Annotated in this window: 13 protein-coding genes and 2 pseudogenes; 9 read left to right on the top strand and 6 right to left on the bottom strand. The window is 64.8% G+C overall.

Translation table 11 applies throughout. The features are described from left to right. Positions 1-78 precede the first annotated feature (78 nt). Positions 79-870: a hydroxypyruvate isomerase family protein gene (locus BVH03_RS24515; protein WP_075963631.1), complete on the top strand. Its 792-nt coding sequence runs from the start codon at positions 79-81 to the stop codon at positions 868-870. On the opposite strand, the gene mdoH is transcribed toward BVH03_RS24515, so the two are convergent. The 3 genes from mdoH to BVH03_RS24500 form a co-directional block, all read right to left on the bottom strand. Beyond that, the gene (gene mdoH / locus BVH03_RS24510) at positions 853-3426 is read right to left on the bottom strand and encodes a glucans biosynthesis glucosyltransferase MdoH (RefSeq protein ID WP_075963630.1); all 2574 of its coding nucleotides are present in this window, start codon (positions 3424-3426) and stop codon (positions 853-855) included. The two genes, BVH03_RS24515 and mdoH, sit on opposite strands and share 18 nt — an antisense overlap. Next, complete coding sequence (locus tag BVH03_RS24505; protein ID WP_075963750.1) at positions 3423-4967, bottom strand: glucan biosynthesis protein G; 1545 nt, start codon at positions 4965-4967, stop codon at positions 3423-3425. Before BVH03_RS24505 ends, mdoH begins: the two co-directional genes overlap by 4 nt. A 143-nt stretch (positions 4968-5110) precedes the next feature. Beyond that, positions 5111-6367 (bottom strand): acyltransferase, encoded by a 1257-nt coding sequence (locus BVH03_RS24500; protein WP_075963629.1) that lies wholly within the window; start codon positions 6365-6367, stop codon positions 5111-5113. 268 nt (positions 6368-6635) lie between these two features. Between BVH03_RS24500 and BVH03_RS24495 the strand changes: the two are divergent. After that, a pseudogene (locus tag BVH03_RS24495) lies at positions 6636-7972 on the top strand (spinster family MFS transporter). 71 nt (positions 7973-8043) lie between these two features. On the opposite strand, the gene lon reads toward BVH03_RS24495, so the two are convergent. Beyond that, positions 8044-10431: an endopeptidase La gene (lon, locus tag BVH03_RS24490; protein ID WP_075963628.1), complete on the bottom strand. Its 2388-nt coding sequence runs from the start codon at positions 10429-10431 to the stop codon at positions 8044-8046. Positions 10432-10626: 195 nt separating this feature from the next. Here lon and BVH03_RS24485 point away from each other — a divergent pair, with 195 nt between their 5' ends. From BVH03_RS24485 to BVH03_RS24455, 7 genes and pseudogenes are all read left to right on the top strand, one after another. Next, positions 10627-11379: an AraC family transcriptional regulator gene (locus BVH03_RS24485; protein ID WP_075963627.1), complete on the top strand. Its 753-nt coding sequence runs from the start codon at positions 10627-10629 to the stop codon at positions 11377-11379. 177 nt (positions 11380-11556) lie between these two features. Then, positions 11557-12237: a hypothetical protein gene (locus tag BVH03_RS24480; protein ID WP_075963626.1), complete on the top strand. Its 681-nt coding sequence runs from the start codon at positions 11557-11559 to the stop codon at positions 12235-12237. Next, the gene (locus tag BVH03_RS24475) at positions 12224-14530 is read left to right on the top strand and encodes an EAL domain-containing protein (RefSeq protein WP_075963625.1); all 2307 of its coding nucleotides are present in this window, start codon (positions 12224-12226) and stop codon (positions 14528-14530) included. Before BVH03_RS24480 ends, BVH03_RS24475 begins: the two co-directional genes overlap by 14 nt. Continuing rightward, positions 14527-15393, top strand: a complete 867-nt coding sequence (locus BVH03_RS24470; RefSeq protein ID WP_075963749.1) for a DUF3034 family protein — start codon at positions 14527-14529, stop codon at positions 15391-15393. Before BVH03_RS24475 ends, BVH03_RS24470 begins: the two co-directional genes overlap by 4 nt. Before the next feature lie 2 nt (positions 15394-15395). After that, positions 15396-15821 carry a group 1 truncated hemoglobin gene (locus tag BVH03_RS24465; RefSeq protein ID WP_371915391.1) on the top strand — a complete coding sequence of 142 codons (426 nt, stop codon included), beginning with the start codon at positions 15396-15398 and terminating at the stop codon, positions 15819-15821. A gap of 79 nt (positions 15822-15900) precedes the next feature. Further along, on the top strand, positions 15901-16356 hold the full coding sequence (locus BVH03_RS24460; protein ID WP_075963624.1) for a GNAT family N-acetyltransferase: 456 nt from the start codon (positions 15901-15903) through the stop codon (positions 16354-16356). Between the two features lie 242 nt (positions 16357-16598). Then, positions 16599-16712, top strand: a pseudogene (locus BVH03_RS24455) (GNAT family N-acetyltransferase); the annotation flags it as partial. A gap of 505 nt (positions 16713-17217) precedes the next feature. Here BVH03_RS24455 and BVH03_RS24450 read toward each other — a convergent pair. Together BVH03_RS24450 and BVH03_RS24445 are read right to left on the bottom strand one after the other, a co-directional pair. Continuing rightward, positions 17218-20304, bottom strand: a complete 3087-nt coding sequence (locus tag BVH03_RS24450; protein WP_075963623.1) for an error-prone DNA polymerase — start codon at positions 20302-20304, stop codon at positions 17218-17220. Further along, the gene (locus BVH03_RS24445; RefSeq protein ID WP_075963622.1) at positions 20301-21710 is read right to left on the bottom strand and encodes a DNA polymerase Y family protein; all 1410 of its coding nucleotides are present in this window, start codon (positions 21708-21710) and stop codon (positions 20301-20303) included. The genes BVH03_RS24450 and BVH03_RS24445 overlap by 4 nt, the downstream gene beginning before the upstream one ends.

Raw genomic sequence — 21710 nt, 5'->3', positions numbered from 1 at the left:
CCTGGACCGAAAGATTATGAACAGGTTTTTAGTGCCGTCCTCCACCGTTAGTACCGTTTCCGAGAAGAGGAGTCGTGCATGAAGCTATCCGCCAATCTGACGATGCTGTTCACCGAGCGGCCCCTGCTCGAACGCATCGTGGCAGCCGCCGCGGCGGGTTTCGATGGCGTGGAAATCCAGTTTCCTTACGAGGTGCCGGCGTTGCGCCTGAAGGGCGAACTGGAACGGGCAGGGCTGCCATTGGTGCTGATGAATTTTCCAGGCGGCGACTTTCTCGCCGGCGGGCCTGGGCTGGCGGCGGTACCGGCGCGCCAGGCCGCATTCGACGAGGCGCTCGAGGTCGCATTGACCTACGCGGCCATGGTGCGCCCGCAGCTCGTCAATGTGTTGCCCGGTCGCCTGGCAGAGGGGCTCGATCGTGAGCAGGCGCTGGACGCTCTGGCCGGCAATGTCGGTAAAGCGGCCGAGGCCTTTGGCCTACTCGGCATCGGTGTGGTCAGTGAGGCGATCAACCCCCTCGACATGCCGGGCTTTCTGGTCAACACGCCGCAGCACTTGCAGGCGTTGCTGGCTGCCGTCGACCACGATAATTTCCGGGCGCAACTGGATATCTATCACATGGCGCGGCAGGGGATCGATCCGGTGGTGGCGGTGCAAACGCTGGCCGGGCGGATCGGCCACGTGCAATTTGCCGACTGTCCGGGACGTGGTGCGCCTGGCAAGGGAAGTATCGATTTCACGGCTGTGCGCAATGCACTGGAGAGCGCCGCCTACCGCGGCTGGCTGGGCGCCGAGTACCGCCCCGAAGAGAGCGATACCCGTGCCAGCCTGGGCTGGATGACCGCCTGGCGGTCAGTTGACCAGGGGTGAGGCGCTGCCAACCGGCGCCAGCTTGAGCGCCTGGTTGTCATGTCTTGGCTGGGCCGGCGCACTCTGGTTGTAGGCATGGCGCCACAGCGGGTGCTGCTCGGCCTGTTGCCACAGTTGCGCGTGCAGGCGCGCCAGCAGCACCGGGTCGCTCAACAGCGCCAGCTTGCGCTTGCCGTCGAGTTTTTTCGGACCCAGTTCCAGAGCCTCGCTCAGGGCACGCTGACGCGCCTGTTCGAGCAGCGGTGCCTGGCCATGACGCGCCGTCGCCATGGCGCAAGCCAGGGCATTGGGGAAGGGCCGCAGCACTGCTTCGATGAAGCCGTTTTCCATAGCGTGCTCGCGGTTGTGCCGCGTGTAGGCGTAGGTGGACAGCAGCTCCTGGGGCGGGTTGGATTCCTCGGGAATCAGGAACAGCTCGGCCTTCTTGCTGCCCAGGCCCAGGCTCAGGCGGCTGGAGAATACCGACACCGGGATCGACAGCATCAGCGATACCACGATAGGCGACAACCACCACAGGAAGTTCGGGTCGAGCCAGGCCACGCCGGCCATCCAGGCCATGCCCAGCAATGCCTGCCAGCCATGACGGCGCGTGGCGTCACCCCAGGTGGTGATGCCGTTGTCGCGCTGCGGTGAGTTCCAGGTGGCGGACCAGCCCAGGAAGGCGGCGGTGACGAACATGGTGTGGAACAGCATGCGCACCGGCGCCAGTAGCACCGAGAAGAGCATTTCCAGGAGCATGCTCAGCGTCGCCTTGAAAGCACCACCATAGGGTTTGGCGCCCTTGACCCAGATCAGGATGACGGCCAGCAGCTTGGGCAGGAACAGCAAGGTCAGGGTGGTGGAAAACAACGTCACCGCCAGCTGTGGATTCCAGCGTGGCCACACCGGGAAAAGCTGGCCGGGGACCAGGAAGTACTGTGGCTCCATCAGCGTGTGGATCGCCAGCAGGGCGGTGGAGAGCAGCAGGAACATGAACCACAGCGGCGCTGACAGGTAGGACATCACGCCGGTGAGGAACACCGCGCGGTGCACCGGGTGCATGCCCTTGACCAGGAACAGGCGGAAGTTCATCAGGTTGCCGTGGCACCAGCGCCGATCGCGCTGCAGCTCGTCGATCAGGTTGGGCGGCAGTTCTTCATAGCTGCCCGGCAGATCGTAGGCGATCCATACCCCCCAGCCAGCGCGGCGCATCAGCGACGCCTCGACGAAGTCGTGGGACATGATCGCGCCAGCGAACGAACCCTTGCCCGGCAGCGGCGCCAGGGCACAGTGCTCGATGAACGGCTGCATGCGGATGATCGCGTTGTGTCCCCAGTAATGGGACTCGCCCAGCTGCCAGTAATGCAGGCCGGCGGTGAACAGCGGGCCGTAGGCGCGGGTGGCGAACTGCTGCAGGCGTGCATAGAGGGTGTTCATGCCCGCGGCCTTGGGCGAGGTCTGGATGATGCCGGCCTGGGGGTTGGCCTCCATCAGCCGCACCAGTTTGGTCAGGCATTCGCCGCTCATCACGCTGTCGGCGTCGAGCACCACCATATAGCGGTAGTCGCCACCCCAGCGGCGGCAGAAGTCGTCGATGTTGCCGCTCTTGCGCTTCACGCGGCGGCGACGGCGGCGGTAGAAGATATTGCCGAAGCCTTCGGTCTCCTGGCACAGCTCCAGCCAGGCGCGCTGCTCGGCTACGGCAATGTCGGCATCGCCGGTGTCGCTGAGCACGAAGAAGTCGAACTGGTCCAGCTCGCCGGAAGCTTTCACCGACTCGTAGGTGGCGCGCAGGCCGGCGAACACCCGGGGTACGTCCTCGTTGCAGATCGGCATGATGATCGCGGTGCGGGCCTTCGGGTCGATCGGCTCGTCGCCCGCGCTGCTGCCGGAAATGCCATAGCGGTCGTAGCCGCGCAGCAATTCCCAGAAGCCCATCAGGGCCGTCCAGAAACCTGCCGATACCCAGCAGAACAGCAGTGAGAACAACGCCAGAATGCTGCCCTGCACGAGGTAGGGCAGCACCTGGAAGAAGCTTTCCTGCCAGCCTTGCTCCATCACCTCCTGCAGGTTGATCAGCGACCAGCCCTGGTAGGGCAGGATGCTGTTCATGTACCAGGTGGCAACGGCGGTCTGGCCGAGCATCAGCAATAGCAGCACGTAGCGACGCAGCGAACCGACCCGGCGCCAACGGGCCGGTTCCAGCTCGCGCTTGGGCGGGCGTGGCGGGTTGCTCTTGCCGAACAGCGAGCGAAAGCCGCGGGTCAGCAGGTTGGTGCGCCATGGCTCGGGGGTCATCTTGGTGCGATTGAGCGGCGGGGCCGCCCTCAGGATCGGCCGCCCGGCAGCATCGAGCGAGAGCAGGCCGTTGGCTTCCAGAGGCTCGCCCGCGCCGAGTTCGATACGCCGGGCAGCGGATTTATGCACGGCCTCTTCGGCTTCGGCCGCCGGCACACCGCCGAGGCGGCCGTGCAGTTCGGTGAAGTCGCGACAATCAGCCAGCGCTTGGCGCTCGGTGGCACTCAGAGGCAGGCTGTCCAGGTACTCGTCCAGGGCGGACTGCTCGGTGGTTTTCATTGGGGGGCAACCGTATTGGGCGGGAGTTGATAGCTCCAGGTCTCGCTGAGGGTCTTGTCACCCTCGACCAGGGCCGCGCGCATTTCCACCGCTTGCTTGGCATCCTTGACCTTGAGGCGCACCGTCATGCGCCAGCCTTTGGTGGCCTTGTTGTACTGCAACTGGTTATCCAGCACCTCGGCGTTGTCGTTGATGCTGAAGTTGCTGGTCACTGCGGCATCGGGCTTGAGCGCTTCCAGCGACGGGCCTTGGAAGTCGACCAGCAGGGCGATGCTGCCATCGAGCTTGCGGGTCAGGTTGGGCTGCTTGACTTCACCGGCGCTGCGCATGGTCTGCTTGACCCAGGCGATGTCCTGACCCAGCTGGGCGCGCTCGTCCTTGGTCCAGTGCATGCGATAGTCGAACGCCATCGGCTCGCCCGGCTTGGGCTGCTCGTCAGGTGTCCAGAAGGCGACGATATTGTCGTTGGTTTCGTCCGGGGTGGGGATTTCCACCAGTTCGACCTTGCCCTTGCCCCATTCGCCCTTGGGCTCGAGCCACACGCTGGGGCGTTGTTCGTAGTGATCGTCCAGGTCTTCGTACTGGGCGAAGTCGCGGCCGCGTTGCAGCAGGCCGAAACCTTTCGGGTTCTGCACTTCGAAGGTGCTCACCGCCAGGTTCTGTGGGTTGTTCAGCGGGCGCCAGATGTGCTCGTCGCTGCCGGTGTGGATCGCCAGGCCGTTGGCGTCGTGCAGGGCAGGGCGGTAATTGGCCTTGGCGGAGCGCTGGTTGCTGCCGTACAGGAACATGCTGGTCAGCGGGGCGACGCCCAGCTTGGTGACGTTCTCGCGCAGGAATACCTTGGATTTGACATCGACCACCGAATCCTTGCCCGGACGCAGGATGAAGCGGTAGGCGCCGGTGGCGCGCGGCGAGTCGAGCAGGGCGAAGATCACCAGATGCTTGTCGCCGGCTTTCGGGCGCTCGATCCAGAACTCGCGGAAATAGGGGAATTCTTCGCCGCTGGGCAGTGCGGTATCGATGGCCAGGCCACGGGACGAGGTGCCGTAGACCTGATCCTTGCCGACCACACGGAAGTAGCTGGCGCCGAGCAGGCTCATGATCTCGTCGAGCTTGTCCTTCTCGTTGATCGGGTACATGACGCGAAAGCCCGCGTAGCCCAGATCCTTGGTGGCATCCTTGTCGACCTTGATGTCGCCGAAGTCGAAGCGCTCCGGATCGTACTTGATCTCGTTGACGCTGGTGGCGGTCACTTCGTTGATCTTCACCGGGGTCTCGAAGTGCATGCCCTGGTGATAAAAGCTCAGCTTGAAGGGCGTCTTGCCGTCGGCCCATTCGTACTTGTCTTCACGCGCCTTGATCTGCTGGTAATCCTTGAACGACAGGGTGCGCAGTTCTCTGGGCAGGTTGCTGGCGGGCGCGGCGTAAGGTTTGTCCAGCAGGCCTTTGGCTTGCGAAGCCACATCATCGAGGGAGAAAGCCAGCACCTGAGCACTGAACAGCGAGGTGGTGCAGGCCAGGCACAGCGCAGCTGGAAGCATGCTGTGGCGGACAGATGCCTTGACGGTTTTGAGGATCACGGATCCCTCCAGAAAACAGTAAGAAACAGCGGCACGGTCGGCCGAACATCTCCTTCCGACCGTCGCCTTTGCAGATGATTCCTGGGAATTTCCTTCCGTTTTCCTCAGGCTGTGCTACGCCGCACGGGCAGCCACTTGAGCAGCCGTTTGCGGGTCGGCACCACGGCCTTTTCCTGGGCCCAGACGCAGAGAATCACCGTCAGCAGCAGGAACAGCGGGTAGAAGACGATCGACAGGTCCTGCTCGCCAGCGCGCACGGCGCATTCGGCCCAGTTGGCGAAACACTCGCCGGACGCCACGCTCAGCAGCTTTTCCGAGCGGGAGAACAGGGTGAAGGCCGGCACGTGCAGCACGAACAAGGGCAATGAGGCGGCGCCCAGGCGCTGCGACCAGCGCCACAGCCGCTGGTTGTCCGGCGAAGGCGCCAGTGCGCAGAGATAGATCAGCATGATCTGCACCGGCAACAGCAGGCCGTTGTGCAGCAGGTAGTACCAGAATTGCGGGCCTTCGATCAGCCAGGCAGCCGTGAAGAAGCTGGCCGGCACGGCGGCAATCATCAGCCCGATGGCGCCTGCCCCCGGCGTGCGGCCGGCATCCTTTAGGTCGCGGAACAGGCCGTAGGCGAGAATGCCGGCGAGAAACTCGGGTAGGCGTACCAGCGGGTTGCGGTGCAGGATGCCGGTGAACGGCATGCCGTAGTCACCGTTGAGAATTACCAGCGCCGGCGGAATCAGGTAGATCAGCGTCAGCACGCCGATCCACAGCACCTTGTGCTTCAGGCGCGCCAGGCGCGGCGCCACGAAGGGAAAGGTAAGGTAGAAGAAGAATAGCGTGGAAATCGACCACAGCGGTGCGTTGAACGTCAGGTAGAAGGGGTTCCAGGCTTGCAGCATGGTCAGTTGCAGCAGGCTGTTGAGGGCCAGCTCGCCATTGCTCATGAAGTGCTCGAGGGTGGTGCGCGAGATATCGGTCATGTCTTCGTTGGTGTCGTACACCACGAAGCGGATGCTGGCCTTGGTGTCGTCCGGCGGAATGCCCAGGCTGCTGATCACGAAGATCACCGAGATGGTCAGCAGCAGCGAAAAGATGTGCAGCGGGTAGAGGTTGGCGAAGCGCTTGCTCCAGAAGCTCACCGCCGGCTCGCGCAACTGGCCGCGCTGGCAGTAGACGTGCGCGAGCAGAAAGCCGGACAGCACGAAGAAGGTGCTGGTGGCGAAGAAGCCCACGCTGCTCAGCTGCTTGATGATCGGCAACTTCTGCTCGGGGTAGTTGTGCAGGGTGTGGAAGACCACGATGTACAGGCCGAGTATGAAACGCAGCCACTCGAGCCCGATGAAATGTTCCTTGTCGGTGCGGGGCATCCCCATTCTCCTTAATGCCTTGTGTCTGGCGCGTCGATCACGAACGGAGCGCCAGATGTTGAATGCGTAGCCTTCGGCGTCCAGACCGGGTTCAGACAGCGCAAATCTCGTTTCGATCTACCTGATTTCTCTGCACGCCGGAACGCTGGCGCCATCGCCACCTATAACCATCACGAATGATCGTGGGGCTGCCAGCCGTTAGCGGCCAAGATGCGAGTGCCAGGGTCGGCAACGGCTCGGCTTCCAACAACAATAAGAGAGCACCGTCATGTCGCAGACCCAGCAAGCCGCGAATGCGTGGCGCATCCTGTTCCTGTTGTTTCTCGCCAACCTGTTCAATTTCTTCGACCGCACCATTCCCGCGATCATCATCGAGCCCATCCGCATGGAGTGGCGGCTGAGTGATTTTCAGCTGGGCATGATCGGCACCGCGTTCACCCTGGTGTACGCCATCGCGGGCTTGCCGTTGGGGCGCATGGCCGATACTGGCTCGCGCCGCAAGATCATGGGGTGGGGGCTGGCCGCCTGGAGCGCGCTGACCGCGGTGAACGGGCTGGCCTGGAATTACTGGAGCTTTCTGCTGATCCGTATGGGCATCGGGATCGGCGAGGCCAGCTATGCACCGGCTGCCAATTCTCTGATTGGCGACCTGTTCCCGGCTCACAAGCGCGCGCGGGCCATGGGAATCTTCATGCTCGGCCTGCCGTTGGGTTGTTGCTGGCGTTCTTCACCATCGGTGCGCTGGTCGCCGCATTCGACAGCTGGCGCGCGCCATTCTTCATTGCCGCGGTACCCGGGCTGATCCTGGCGGTGTTCATCTTTCTGATCAGGGAGCCGCGCCGCGGGGCTGCCGAAGACATTCAGGTGGCCGCCACCCCGGTCAGTCAGCCGCTGCGCAAGGTGCTGCGCGTTCCCACGTTCTGGTGGCTGGTGCTGGCTGGCCTGGCGTTCAACTTTGCCACCTACGCCTGCAATTCGTTTCTGGTGCCAATGCTACAACGTTATTTCCTGTTGCCGCTGCAGGAGGCCGCCGTGGCCACTGGGGTGATCGTCGGCCTTACCGGCCTGGTTGGCCTGACGCTGGGTGGCTGGGTCGCGGACCGGATTCACCAGAAATACCGCAACGGGCGGTTGCTGCTCGCTGCCGTCAGCATGCTCGTCGCCACCCTGAGCACCGGTTATGCACTGCATGCGGGACGTGTCGAGATCGGTGTGTTCGTGGCGCTGTTCAGCCTCGGTTGGCTGTTTGCCTACAACTTCTACACCTGCGTTTACACCGCGATTCAGGACGTGATCGAGCCACGCCTGCGAGCGACCGCCATGGCGCTGTATTTCGCCGGCCTGTATTTGCTCGGTGGTGGCCTGGGGCCAATTGCCGTGGGGCTGCTATCCGACCACTTTTCCTCGGCGGCCATGCTCGCAGCCGGTGCCGACGAGATGAGCGAAACCTCCAAGGGCATTGGCCTGCACGATGCCCTTTATCTGGTGCCGGTAGCCCTGTTGCTGACCATGCTGGCCCTGCTGAAGGCAAGCCGCCATTTCGTGGCCGACGCGCAGCGTATGCGCGAAGGGCTCGCCGACGCAGCGGCGGAGGTCGTCAAGTAACGGGTATGCGGGTGACCGAGCGCCGCGCCTGCGCTTGCCCTTGCAGCAGCAAGGGCAGGGCGAGAGGCCCGTCAGTCGAACAGCACCTTGGCGACGTCGCTGAAGCGCTTGGCGAAATGCACGGTGATGCCCTGCTTGAGATAGTCCGGTAGCTCTTGGTAAGAGCCACGGTTGGCCTCGGGCAGAATCAGCTCGTGGATCTTCTGGCGGCGCGCGGCGATGACTTTCTCGCGCACTCCACCAATGGCCAGTACCTGGCCGGTCAGGGTCAGCTCGCCAGTCATCGCCACGCCCTTTTTCGGTACCTGGTTACGGGCCAGGGAGAGCAGCGCGCTGGCGATGGTAACGCCGGCGCTCGGCCCGTCCTTGGGCGTGGCGCCCTCGGGCACGTGCATGTGCACGAACGCCTGGTCGAAGAAGGTCGGGTCGCCCTTGTAGGTCTTCAGGTTGGAGCTGACGTAACTGTAGGCGATCTCCGCCGACTCCTTCATCACCTCGCCAAGCTGGCCGGTGAGCTTGAAGCCGCGGTTCAGCGTATGAATGCGCGTCGCCTCGATCGGCAGCGTGGCGCCGCCCATGCTGGTCCAGGCCAGACCGGTGATCACGCCGACGCCGGACAGCACCTGCTCGCTGCGAAATACCGGCATGCCCAGGTAGCCTTCCAGATCCTTGGCAGCGATCTTGACCTTGGTTTGCGGGGCTTCGAGCAGCTTGACCACGGCCTTGCGCACCAGCTTGCCGAGCTGTTTCTCCAACTGGCGCACGCCGGCTTCGCGGGCATAGCCTTCGATCAGGGCGCGCAGGGCGCTGTCGCTGATCGACAGCTGCTTGCTCGAAACCCCCGCCCTGTCGAGCTGCTTGGGCCACAGGTGGCGCTTGGCGATGGCCAGCTTTTCCTCGGTGATGTAGCCGGACAGGCGCACCACTTCCATACGGTCGAGCAGCGGACCGGGAATCGAGTCCAGGGTGTTGGCGGTGCACACGAACAGCACCTTGGAGAGGTCCAGGCGCAGGTCGAGGTAGTGGTCGAGGAATTCGACGTTCTGCTCCGGGTCGAGGGTCTCCAGCAGTGCCGAGGCCGGGTCGCCCTGGAAGCTGCTGCCCATCTTGTCGATCTCGTCGAGCATGATCACCGGGTTCATCACCTCGACCTCCTTGAGCGCCTGCACCAGCTTGCCGGGCAGGGCGCCGATGTAGGTGCGGCGATGGCCCTTGATCTCGGCCTCGTCACGCATGCCGCCCACCGAAAACCGGTAGAACGGCCGGCCCAGAGATTCGGCGATGGACTTGCCAATGCTGGTCTTGCCCACGCCCGGCGGGCCGACCAGCAGCACGATGGAGCCGGCGATCTCGCCCTTGAAGGCGCCAACGGCGAGGAATTCGGTGATGCGCTGCTTGATGTCGTCCATGCCGGCATGGTGATCGTCGAGCACCTTGCGCGCGTGCTTGAGGTCCAGCTTGTCCTTGCCGACCACGCCCCAGGGCACGCTGGTGGCCCAGTCCAGATAATTGCGGGTGACGGCGTACTCCGGCGAGCCGGTTTCCAGCACGGAGAGCTTGTTCATCTCCTCGTCGATACGCTTGCGTGCCTGCTCGGGCAGGGTCTTGCCTTCCAGGCGTTGGCTGAACTGCTCGGCGTCGGCACTGCGGTCATCCTTGGTGATGCCCAGTTCCTGCTGGATGATCTTCAGCTGTTCCTTGAGGAAGAACTCGCGCTGGTGCTCGCCTACCGAGCGGTTCACCTCGTCGGAGAGCTCGTTCTGCAGGCGCGCGACCTCGACTTCCTTGCGCAGCAGCGGCAGCACCTTCTCCATGCGCTTGAGAATCGGCACGGTGTCGAGCACTTCCTGCAGCACCTTGGATTGCGCCGTGGTCAGGGCGGCGGCGAAGTCGGTGAGCGGCGAAGGGTCGTTAGGGCTGAAGCGGTTGAGATAGTTCTTCAGCTCTTCGTTGTACAGCGGGTTGAGCGGCAGCAGCTCGCGGATCACGTTGATCAGCGCCATGGCGTAGGCCTTGACCTCGTCGCGCCCGTCGTTGGGGTTGCGTGGGTAGTCGACCTCGGCCAGGTACGGCGGGCGATGGTGCTTGAGCCAGCCGCGGATGCGCACCCGGGTCAGGCCCTGGGCCACGAACTGCAGCTTGCCGTCGTCGTTGCTGACATGGTGCACACGCACCACGGTGCCGTGCTCAGGCAGACTGGAGGTGTCGAAGTGGCGGGGGTCGGTGACCGGCTTGTCGACGTAGAACAACGCCAGGGTCTTGTGCTCGGTCTTGCTGACCAGCTCCAAGGTTTCCGCCCAGTGCTCTTCATTGACGATCACCGGCAGCACCTGCGCCGGGAAGAAGGGGCGGTTATGGATCGGAATCACATAGAGTTTGTCCGGCAGGTTCTGGCCGGGCAGCATCAGGCTGTGGCTGGTTTGCTCCGAAGCGATCTCGATATCGTGCGGGTCGTTCATGCGGCACCTGTCCATTGACGTTGAAGGTTAGATGGGGCACCGCCGGGTTTTTTCAACATTTATTCATGTGTCAGATGTTTGCTTGTCAGCCCAGCCGATGCGGCGCTTTCCCGCCATCAGGCCTCCTGTCGCTACCCATACAGTTTTGCCCGGCAACGCGGTAGAGTGCGCGCGTTGCCCATCGAGATGCGAATCATGCTCAACGCCCGCCTCATGCGTCTGGACGACCAGGCCCACGAACACACCCACGACCATCACCAGTTGGTGATGTCGGTATCCGGGCGTGCCGAGTTCGAGGTGGTTGGGCGTGGCGGCGAGGTGTGCCGCATGCGCGCCTGCCTGGTGCCGGGCGACGCCGACCATCAGTTCGCCGGCATTGGCGACAACCGCATGCTGATCGTCGACCTCAACGAGCAGGACATGTCCAGCGAGGATCTGCAGCTGCTCGGCCACCTGTTCGACACGCCGCGTTACCCGCAACTCGATGCCGACTTCCAGCACCTGCTCTGCTATGCCGGCGCCGAGTTGGAGCGTTACGGCAGCGACCCGCTGCTGGCGCGGTCGCTGGGCGGCGTGCTGCTGCGCGCCCTGCACCTGCGGCTGTTCGGTGAGCAATCCAGCCGCGGCCATGGTTCGCTGAACGTGCAGCGCCTCGATGGCTATATCGCCGACAACCTGGCACGGCGCATCAGCGTGGCCGAGCTTGCCCATGTCGCCTGCCTGAGCCCGAGCCATTTCCACGCCCAGTTCAAGGACAGCGTCGGCCTCACGCCCCATCAATACCTGCTCAAGGCGCGCCTCGATCGCGCCACGCGCCTGTTGCGTGGCAGCGGATTGCCGCTGGTGCGTATCGCCGAGGAATGCGGTTTCTCCAGCCAGAGCGCGTTGACCACCGCCATGCGCCGTTACCTGGGGCTTACGCCAAAGCGTCTGCGCGGCAGCGAGTAGCGTTCAAGGGCTGGTTTCGAAGGCTTTTCGTCCGATAGTGGCGTTTTGCCTTATTTTGTCGTCACAAAAGCTCGAACTTATCCCATAGGGCAGCTAATCTTTCCCGCACACCCTCCTGATCAGCGAAGAGGCCCATGTGGCCTCGCGGCAGGGCTGAGCGGCCCTTGACGAGCACTTATGACCAAACGTTTGATTCTCGCTGCACCTCTGTACCTGATCGGCGCGCTGGGCATCGCCGAGGCGGCCAGCCTGCAGGGGGACGTGGTGGACGCCAAGGGCGCGCCGCTGGCCAATGCCGTGGTGACGCTGCAGGGCCCGGCCACTGGCGCAGCGGCGCCCGGCAAGGCGGTGATGGACCAGCAGGAGATGCGCTTCGTGCCAAGCGTGCTGGCCGTGCGCACCGGCACGGCGGTGACCTTTCCGAACCGTGACGACATCCGCCATCAGGTCTACTCGTTCTCGCCGGCCAAGCGCTTCGAGCTGCGCCTTTACCAAGGCACGCCCAGCGCACCGGTGGTGTTCGACAAACCGGGCCTGGTGGTGCTGGGCTGCAACATCCACGACTGGATGGTGGGCTACGTTTACGTCACCGATGATCCCTGGTTCGCCGTCAGCGACGCTCAGGGCAAGGTCAGTTTCGACAACCTGCCGACTGGTGATTATCGGGTGACCCTGTGGCATTCGGCGCTGCCGGACATGCAGCCGCAGCAGGGCGAAGCGGTCAAGGTCGAGGGCAGCGCGGCGCAGCGGCGTTTCGCCCTGCCGGTCGAGGCCTCCGCTGAAGCCGAGCCGCCGGGCGCGCCGCCCAGCGCCTTCGGTGATGCCTTCAAGAAAGCCGTGGAACATGGTTCGCACTAGTTTCCAGGCGCGCATCGCCAGTGTGCTGATCCTGCTGTTGCTGGTAGTGGTCGGTGCGCTGTACTTCGCCGTGCAGGCGGCTACCACCGCCTCGATACGCACCCAGGCGCGCGAGCAGCTCGACGTCGGTACCGGTGTGTTCGGCCAGCTGCTCGACGTACATGCCCGGCAATTGCGCGATGCGGTGCAGGTACTGACCAGCGATTTCGGTTTTCGTGAGGCGGTAGCCAGTGGCGACGAGGCGACCATCCGCTCGGCCTTGTTCAACCATGGTGCGCGAATCAACGCCGGCGTGGTGATGATGTTCGACATGGACGGCAGGCTCAGCGCCAGCACCCTCACGCCGATGTCCGGGCCGAGGGCCGAGCAGATCAACGCGCAATTGAGTCAGCAAGGGCAAAGCCTGCTCATGCCGGTCGATGGCCGCATCTATCTGCTGGTACAGGCCACCGTCAACGCGCCGGTGCCGATTGCGCGGCTGGTGACCGGGTTCGCCATCGACGAGGGCTTGGCCAGTGAGCTGAATCAGCTGACCCACCTGGAATTGACCATCACCGGCAGCATGGACGGGCAGCCCGACGTGCGTGTAAGCACGCTGCACGACATGCCGATGATCGTCTTCGACGGTGACAGCGGCGAGGTCATGCATGGCGGTGAACCCTTCTTGGTACAACGCCTGGTGCTCGCCAGCGGTGATGGCTTCAGGGTGCAGGCGCTGTTACAGCGTTCCCTCGAACAGGCCAAAGGCTCGGTGGCGGCGCTCAACAAGAAGATCCTGTTGATCGCCATGGCGGCCCTGCTGGCATCGCTTCTGGGGGCGCTGTTATTGGCGCGCAGCCTGTCGCAGCCGATCCGTCGCCTGGCCGGTGCGGCAGAGCGTATTGGCCAGGGCGACTACGAAGTGCCCTTGGCACTCGACCGCTCGGATGAGCTTGGCAGCCTGGCGAAGGCCTTTCAGAGCATGCAGCACGGCATCGCCGAGCGTGAGCGGCAGTTGGCCCACAATGCCCTGCACGACCCGCTGACCGGCCTGCCCAATCGCAACCTGGCACTCGAGCGCCTGAGCAGCGCGATCATGGCCGAGCGGCACATCGCCTTGCTGTACCTGGGCATCGGCAACTTCCGCACGATCACGGAGAGCTGCGAAGCGGGCGGTGGCGACCGTGTCATGCAGCAACTGGCCAACCGTCTGCAGGTGGCATTACGCCCGTCCGACAGCTTGGCGCGCCTGCACGGCGATGAATTCGTGTTGCTACTCGATGGCGTCGATGTCGACAGTGCGGTGGCCACCGCCGACCGTGTGCAGCAGCTGTCCATGAAGCCCTTTCGCATCGATAGTGTGGACATTGCCCTGGACTGTCGAATCGGCATAGCCGGCTACCCCAACGATGGTGCGACCCCGGAAGAGTTGTTGCGCCGGGCCGGCATCGCCATGCAGGACGCCGGCCACCTGGCAGGGCGCATTCAGGTGTACGAAAGCGGCCGCGACGTTGCCCTGCAACGCCAGGTGCAACTGATCCGCGACTTGCGCCGCGCTGCCCAGCGCGAGGAGCTGCTGCTGCACTATCAACCCAAGCTGGACGTACGCAACCCGGCGCGCATCCAGGCCGAGGGCTTGCTGCGCTGGCAGCATCCGCAGTTCGGCATGGTGTCACCGGGGGAGTTCATCCCGCTGGCCGAGCGCACCGGCAGCATCCAGACCCTGACTGCCTGGGTGATCGAGGAGGGCGTGCGACAACTGCAGGAGTGGCGTCAGCGCGGGCTGGTGGTGCAACTGTCGCTGAACATCTCCACCGACGACCTGATCGATACCGAACTGCCCGCCCGTGTCGGTCGGCTGCTGGCCCATTACCAGGTTCCGGCTGCCCAGCTGATCTTCGAGATCACCGAGAGCGGCGTCATGCTCAATCCGGCGGCGGCCTTGCAGGTGTTGCACGGGCTGCGTGAAAAAGGAATCGGCCTGTCGGTGGACGACTTCGGCACCGGCTACTCTTCACTGGCGCAGCTCAAGCGCATGCCGGTGCAGGAATTGAAGATCGACCAGTCGTTCATTCGCGAACTGGACGACACCAGCGAAGACGCGGTGATCGTCCGCTCGACCATCGAGATGAGTCACAGCCTGGGGCTCAAGGTAGTGGCCGAGGGCGTCGAGCTGCAGCGCAGCCTGGATCTGCTCGACCGTTGGCAGTGCGACAGCGTGCAGGGCTACCTGATCAGCCGACCATTGGCGGCGCAAGCGTTCGAAACCTGGATGCAGCGGCCGTTGACTTCTCCCGTTTCTCTGGTGTACTGACCATGTGGCTATCTCAACTGACCGGCGCCCTCCTGTTGGGCATGTTCACCTCGGCGGCTCTGGCCAGCGAAGGCCGTCTGCTTGCCACCGGTGGCGCCAGCAGCCTGGAAGGCGCTGCTGGCGGGGGCATCACGCCGTGGGCGGTGCTGGCTGGCTACGGTGAGAGGGGCGAGTGGGGCGCCGACGTGTTCGCCACCCGTGTGGAAACCGGCGACTACCGTCTGGATGTCGCCGGCATGGCCGTCGCTTACGACAATCGCATCGAGCTGTCCTACGCGCGCCAGCGCTTTGACCTGGGCAACCTGGCTCGCAACCTGAGCCTGCCGGAAAACAGCCTCAGCCAGGATATCTTCGGCATCAAGGTGCGCCTGTTCGGCGACCTCATCTACGACCAGTTGCCCCAGGTGTCCCTGGGCATCCAGCACAAACGCCAGAAGGACTTTCTCATCCCCAGCCTGGTCGGCGCCCAGCGCGACGAGGACACCGAAGGCTACCTGACCGCCAGCCGGCTGATCCTCGGTGGCGCCTTTGGCTACAACCTGCTGCTCAATGGCGGCGTGCGCTACAGCCGCGCCAACGAGCTGGGGCTGTTGGGCTTTGGCGGTGATCGCCGCGACCGTCGCTCGGTGCTCAAGGAAGGTTCGCTGGCGGTGCTGCTCAACCGCCAGTGGGCGGTGGGCGTGGAGTACCGGGAAAAGCCGGACAATCTCAACTTCGCTGGCGAAAGCGACTGGGCCGACCTGTTCGTCGGTTACTTCCCCAACAAGCACCTGGCCATCGTGCTGGCCTATGCGCGCCTCGGCGAGATCGCCACGCTGGATAACCAGAACGGCGCCTACCTGTCCGTGCAGGGGAGTTTCTGAGCATGCTGCGTTCTCTGTGCGTCGCGCTGCTGGCGCTGGTGTTGATCGGTTGCGCACAGCAGCCTGCCAAGGATGACAGCCTGTACCGCGATCTGGGCGAGAAGCCCGGCATCACCCGTATCGTCGAGGGCATGCTGATCAACGTGGCAGGCGACCCGCGCATTGTGCATTTCTTTGCCAAGGTCGATATCGCCGGGCTGCGTGACAAGCTGGTCGACAAGTTCTGCGTGATCGCCGGCGGGCCCTGCGTGTACACCGGCGACTCCCTGCAGGAAAGCCACAAGGGTCAGAACCTGTCGCCCAGCCACTTCAATGCGCTGGTCGAGAATCTGCAGGCCTCGATGGACAGCCAAGGCGTGCCGACGCCCGTGCAGAACCGCTTGCTCTCGCGCCTGGCGGCCCTGCGCGGGCAGGTGATCGAAAAGTAGAACGGCGCTGCCCATGACGAAAGGGGGCGAAGCGGGTAGAGTCGCTGGCTATTTCCGAACCTCCAGCCGCGAGTCGATCATGTCCGTCACCTGGCACTGCAAACACCACACCGAACTGACCAAAACCGAGCTGTACGCCGCCCTCGCGCTGCGTACCCAGGTATTCGTGGTCGAGCAAAACTGCCCGTATCTGGAAGTCGATGGCCGCGACCTCGAAGGCGATACCTGCCACCTGCTGGGCTGGCGCGGTGACGAACTGGTGGCTTACCTGCGCCTGCTCGACCCGGCGCTCAACGACGGCGAAGTGGTGATCGGCCGCGTGGTGACGGCGGCCAGCGCGCGGGGCACCGGGCTCGGCCATGGCATGATGGAGCAGGCGCTGCTGGCCTGCGGCCTGCGCTGGCCGGGGTTGCCCGTGTACATGTCCGCCCAGGCGCATTTGCAGGGGTATTACGGCCGCTATGGTTTCGTGGCGGCTACCGATGAATACCTGGAAGACGATATCCCGCATATCGGTATGCGCCGGGTGCTGTAATCAGCGATTCTGCAGCACTAACCGCACCCTGTGGGAGCGCGCCATACGCGCGAAAAGCTCACGGGCATGCACTGGGCATCTGCGCTCGCGTCTATCGAATCGGGCGCATGGCGCCCTCCCACAAAAGACAGGATCAACCCCATACTGGTGGGGGCCATGAAGACCTTAGCCAAACTACACCCGTGGGAGCGCGCGGGGACGCCTGGTCCATGCGTGTCACAGCTCATGGGTATGCACTGGATCTTTCCGCCCAGGCGCACCTGCAGGGTTATTACGGCCGCTATGGTTTCGTGGCGGCTACCGATGAATACCTGGAAGACGATATTCCCCATATCGGTATGCGCCGGGCGCTTTAAGCAACGGTTCTACGGCCCTAACCGCACCCTGTGGGAGCGCGCCATGCGCGCGAAAAGCTCACGGGCATGCACTGGGCATCTGCGCTCGCGTCTATCGAATCGGGCGCATGGCGCCCTCCCACAAAAGACGGGATCAATCCCATACCGGTGGGCCCCATCAAAACGTAGCCAAACCACATACGTGGGAGCGCGTCATGCGCGCGAAAAGCTCACGGGCATGCACTGGGCATCTGCGCTCGCGTCTATCGAATCGGGCGCATGGCGCCCTCCCACAAAAGACGGGATCAATCCCATACCGGTGGGGCCCCATCAAAACGTAGCCAAACCACATACGTGGGAGCGCGCCATGCGCGCGAAAAGCTCATGGGCATGCACTGGGTATCTGCGCCCGCGTCTATCAAATCGGGCGCATGGCGCCCTCCCACAAAAGAAGGGATCAGCCCCATACCGGTGGGGGCATCAAAACCCTAGCCAAACCACAGCTGCTGAGCGCTGCATCCTCGCCTCAATGAAAATCCCGGCTGCGCACATCCAGCCCCACTAGCCAGTCGGTCAGGTCGACCAGCCGTCCGGCGATCACGTGTTGCACGCCGTTGGCGGCTTCCAGATGGCCGTCGATGCGTAGCAGGCGCGATTGCAGCAGCGTCTTGCGCTGGCGCTCGGCCAGTTCCAGGCGCACCAGCACGTTGATCATGCCGAACTCGTCCTCCAGAGTAACGAAGGTCACGCCGCTGGCGGTTTGCGGGCGCTGGCGGCCGATCACCAGGCCGGCCACGCTGACCATCCTGCCGGGCTCCACGCGCTCCAGTTCGCGCCGGCTGCGGCAGCGGGCGGCCCGGAGTTTGCCGCGCAGCAGCGCCAGCGGATGCGGGCCGAGGGTGGTGCCCAGGGTCGCGTAGTCGGTCAGCAGGTTCTCGCCGACGCTGGGGCGTGGCAGGCTGATGGCGGCTTCCTGCTGGGCGGGCAGGCTGGCGAACAGCGGCAACTGCGGTTCCACCCCGGCGATGGCCCAGCGTGCCTGGTGGCGATGGCCGACCAGGGCCTGCAAGGCGCCCGCGTCGGCCAGGCGCGCGCGGGCGTTGTTATCCAGGCGGGCGCGCTGGCACAGATCGGCGATATCGCTGAATGCGGCCAGCTCGCGGGCGGCGGCGATACGCTGCGCCGCGTCCTCGCGAAACCCCTTGACCAGGCACAGTCCCAGGCGGATGGCCGGCTGCGGCTTGCCGATGTCTTCCAGGGTGCATTCCCAGGCGCTGTAGCGCACGTCCACCGGGTGGATGCGCAGGCCATGGCGGCGTACGTCCTGCAGCACCTGGTCGGGGTTGTAGAACCCCATCGGCCAGCTATTGATCAGCGCGCAGGCGAAGGCCGCCGGCTCGTGACACTTGAGCCAGCAACTGGCGTAGGTGAGCAGGGCGAAGCTGGAAGCGTGGGACTCGGGAAAACCGTAGCTGCCGAAGCCCTTGATCTGCTCGAAGATGCGGTTGATGTATTCGATCGGGTAGTTCTTCTCGAGCATGCGCCTGGTCAGCCGCTCGCGGTGCGGCTCCAGGCCGCCATGACGCTTCCAGGCGGCCATGGCGCGGCGCAGTTCGTCCGCCTCGCCGGGTGAGTAATCGGCGGCGATGATCGCCAGTTCCATCACCTGCTCCTGGAACAGCGGCACGCCCAGGGTGCGCTCGAACACTGGCTGCAATTCCTCGGAGGGGTAGGTGACCTTTTCTTCGCCAGTGCGGCGGCGCAGATAGGGGTGCACCATATCGCCCTGGATCGGCCCCGGCCGCACGATGGCGACCTGAATCACCAGGTCGTAGAAGGTCTTCGGCCGCAGGCGCGGCAGCATGGCCATCTGCGCGCGGGATTCGATCTGGAACACGCCCAGGGTGTCGGCGCGGCTGATCATCTCGTAGGTGGCGGTGTCCTCGACCGGCAGGCTGGCCAGCGTCCAGCGTTTGTTGCGGTAGACGGCCAACAGGTCGAAGCAGCGGCGCAGGGCGCTGAGCATGCCGAGGGCCAGTACGTCGACCTTGAGCAGGCCGACGGCGTCGAGATCGTCCTTGTCCCATTGGATCACGGTGCGTTCGGCCATGCTGGCGTTTTCCACCGGCACCAGGGTGTCGAGTGGCGTCTCGGAAATCACGAAGCCGCCGGGGTGCTGGGACAGGTGACGGGGAAAGCCGATCAGCTCGCCAGCCAGTACCAGCACCCGGTGCAGCACCTTGCTCTGCGGGTCGAAACCGGCTTCGCGCAGGCGTTCGGCATCGGGAATGCGGTCGCTCCAGCGGCCGCAGCAACTGGCCAGGGCGTTGATCTGATCGGGGGGCAAGCCCAGGGCCTTGGCCACGTCGCGGATCGCCCCGGCGCCGTGGTAGGTGCTGACCACCGCGGTCAGCGCCGCGCGCTCGCGGCCATAACGGCGAAACACGTACTGGATGACTTCCTCGCGGCGGTCGTGCTCGAAATCCACATCGATGTCCGGCGGCTCGTTGCGCTCGCGGGACAGGAAACGCTCGAACAGCAGGCGGCTGCCCTTGGCCATCGGGTTCAGTTCGGTGATGCCCAGTGCGAAGCACACCGACGAGTTGGCCGCCGAGCCACGCCCCTGGCAGAGAATCGACTGCTCGCGGGCGAAGCGCACGATATCGTGCACGGTCAGAAAATAGCTTTCGTAACCCAGCTCGCTGATCAGCGCGAGCTCCCTTTCGATCTGCGCCCGCGCCTTGTCAGTGATGCCATCGCCCCAGCGCCAGCGGATGCCGTCCTCGACCAGATGGCGCAGCCAGGAGCTGGCGTCATGGCCGGCCGGCACCAGCTCGTGGGGATACTGATACTTGAGTTCATCGAGATCGAACCGGCAGCGCTCGGCGATGGCCAGGGTTTGGGCGATTAATTCGGGCGGATACAGCTCGGCCAGTTCCTCGCGGCGGCGCAGGTGGCGCTCACCATTGGCGAACAGATAGGCGCCGGCCTCGGCCACGGGCAGGTGGTGGTGGATGGCCGTCATGCAATCCTGCAGGGCGCGGCGGCCACGGGCATGCATGTGCACGTCGCCACAGGCCACGGCAGGGATGCTCAGTTGCCGGGCCAGGCCCAGGCCATGCTGCAACAGCGCTGCATCGTCGGCGCCACGGTGCAGCTCCACGCCCAACCACAGGCGCTCGGCAAAGCGCTCGCGCAGCCAGGCGCTGGCCATGGCGTCGTCGCTCGCGGTGGGCAGCCAGATGGCCAGCAGCCCATCCGGTGCTTCGGGCAGGTCTTCGTCGAGCAAAATGTAGCGGCCCTTTTCCGCACGCCGCCGAGCACGAGTGATCAGCGCACACAGGCGCTGGTAACCGGCGAGGTTCTCGACCAGCACGATCAGCCGGGCACCGCCGTGCAGGCGCAGCTCGCTGCCGACGATCAGCTTCACACCCTGCTCCTTGGCGGCCTGCCAGGCACGCACGATGCCGGCCAGGGTGCATTCGTCGGTGATCGCCAGGGCGCGATAGCCGAGCAGCTTGGCGCGCTCGAACAGTTCGGCGGCGCTGGAGGCACCGCGCTGGAAACTGAAGTTCGACAGGCAGTGCAGCTCGGCGTACTCGGGCAGGTTCATGCGAACCAGCCGTGCAGCCGTAACGGGCCGTCTTCGCCGACGCTGCGAAACGCCCAGCCGCGCTGGCCGCTGCGCGTCTCGATCAGGTAGTAATCGCGGCGCACGTCCTCGCCATCCCACCAGCCGGACTCGATGCGCTCGGGGCCGCTGAGAATATGCAGCGGCTCACGCAGCATTTGTGGCTCCGGCAGCAGCCAGCTGGGCCGCGCGCCGCTCGGGCTGGGCAGCGCAACCCGGCTGGTATCCGTGCGCCAGGCCTTCTCCGGGCGGTGGTCGGCATGGGCGGCCAGGCCTTGCACGGCGTCGTCGCCCAGGCGCGCACGCAGGCGTTCACGCAGTTGCTCCCAGCCCAGGGTTTGCTGTGGGCGGTCCTCGAACAGGGCCTGATGCTGCGGCACGAAGGTCGGCAGGTCGCGGGCCACCAGGCGCAGCGCTAGCACCGGTGACGGCAGTTGCAGCTGTTCCAGGCGGCCGCGGGTGAACTCCAGCAGCATCGCCGCCTCCCGCTCGGCACTGAGCAAACCGACGGGCAGCAGGCTGTCGTCACCGTCACGGTGCTCCAGGTGCAGCACGAAACGCTGCACGCCACAGTCCCGGCCCGCCAGGTAGGCGGCCAGGTCGGCGATCAGGCGGCGCAGCGGAAACAGCAGGGCCTGAGTCGACTCCACCTCGAAGTGCAGCTCCAGCCGGCTGTCGAACACATCTGGCGGGCGGTAATAATCCAGCGCCAGCGGGCGCAGGCCCATCAGCGTATCCAGGCCGGCCAGCAGCTCAGGTGGAAAGCGCCGCGCCAGGCTGTCGCGAGGCAGCGCCTGCAACTGTCGCACCTGGCGCAGGCCCATGCGCGCCAGCGTCGTGGCCAGTTCTTCCGGCAGGCCGATGCGATCCAGCGGCATGGCTGCCAGCCGCTCGCGCAACGCCTGCTCGTCGGTGATCGCCAGGCCATCGTGCAGGTTGGCCAGCATGCGCGCCGCGGCAGGGTGGTGCGCCAGGGTAATGCGATGGCGAAAGCCCAGCGCCGTCAGCTCCTCACGCAGGCGCGCCTCGAAACGTGGCCAGGGCCCGAACAGGGACAGACTCGATTGCACCTCGAGCAGCAGGCAGCGCGGATAGTGCAGGCTCACCTGGGAGCTGAAACCGTAGGCCCATGCCGCCAGGAAGCTGCGCCAGCGCTCGATGTCGGCGGGGTCGTACTCGGCGCTGGCGAATGCGCAGTTAAGGGATTGCGCTGCCGTCAGCGTCAGCCCCGGGCGCAGGCCGAGCGTCCGGGCGGCCGGATTGACCGCCTGCAGCATGCGCCGCTGGGGTGTGCCGCTCAGCAGCACCAGCGGCGCGTCGGCCTCTTCACGGCCACGCAACACGCCGTCCATGGCCAGTTGCGGCAGCAGGATGCACGCCCAGCGCAT

It is taken from the genome of Pseudomonas sp. PA15(2017), from assembly GCF_001945395.1.
Classification (GTDB): domain Bacteria; phylum Pseudomonadota; class Gammaproteobacteria; order Pseudomonadales; family Pseudomonadaceae; genus Aquipseudomonas.
This window is presented reverse-complemented; position numbering and strand designations above follow the sequence as displayed.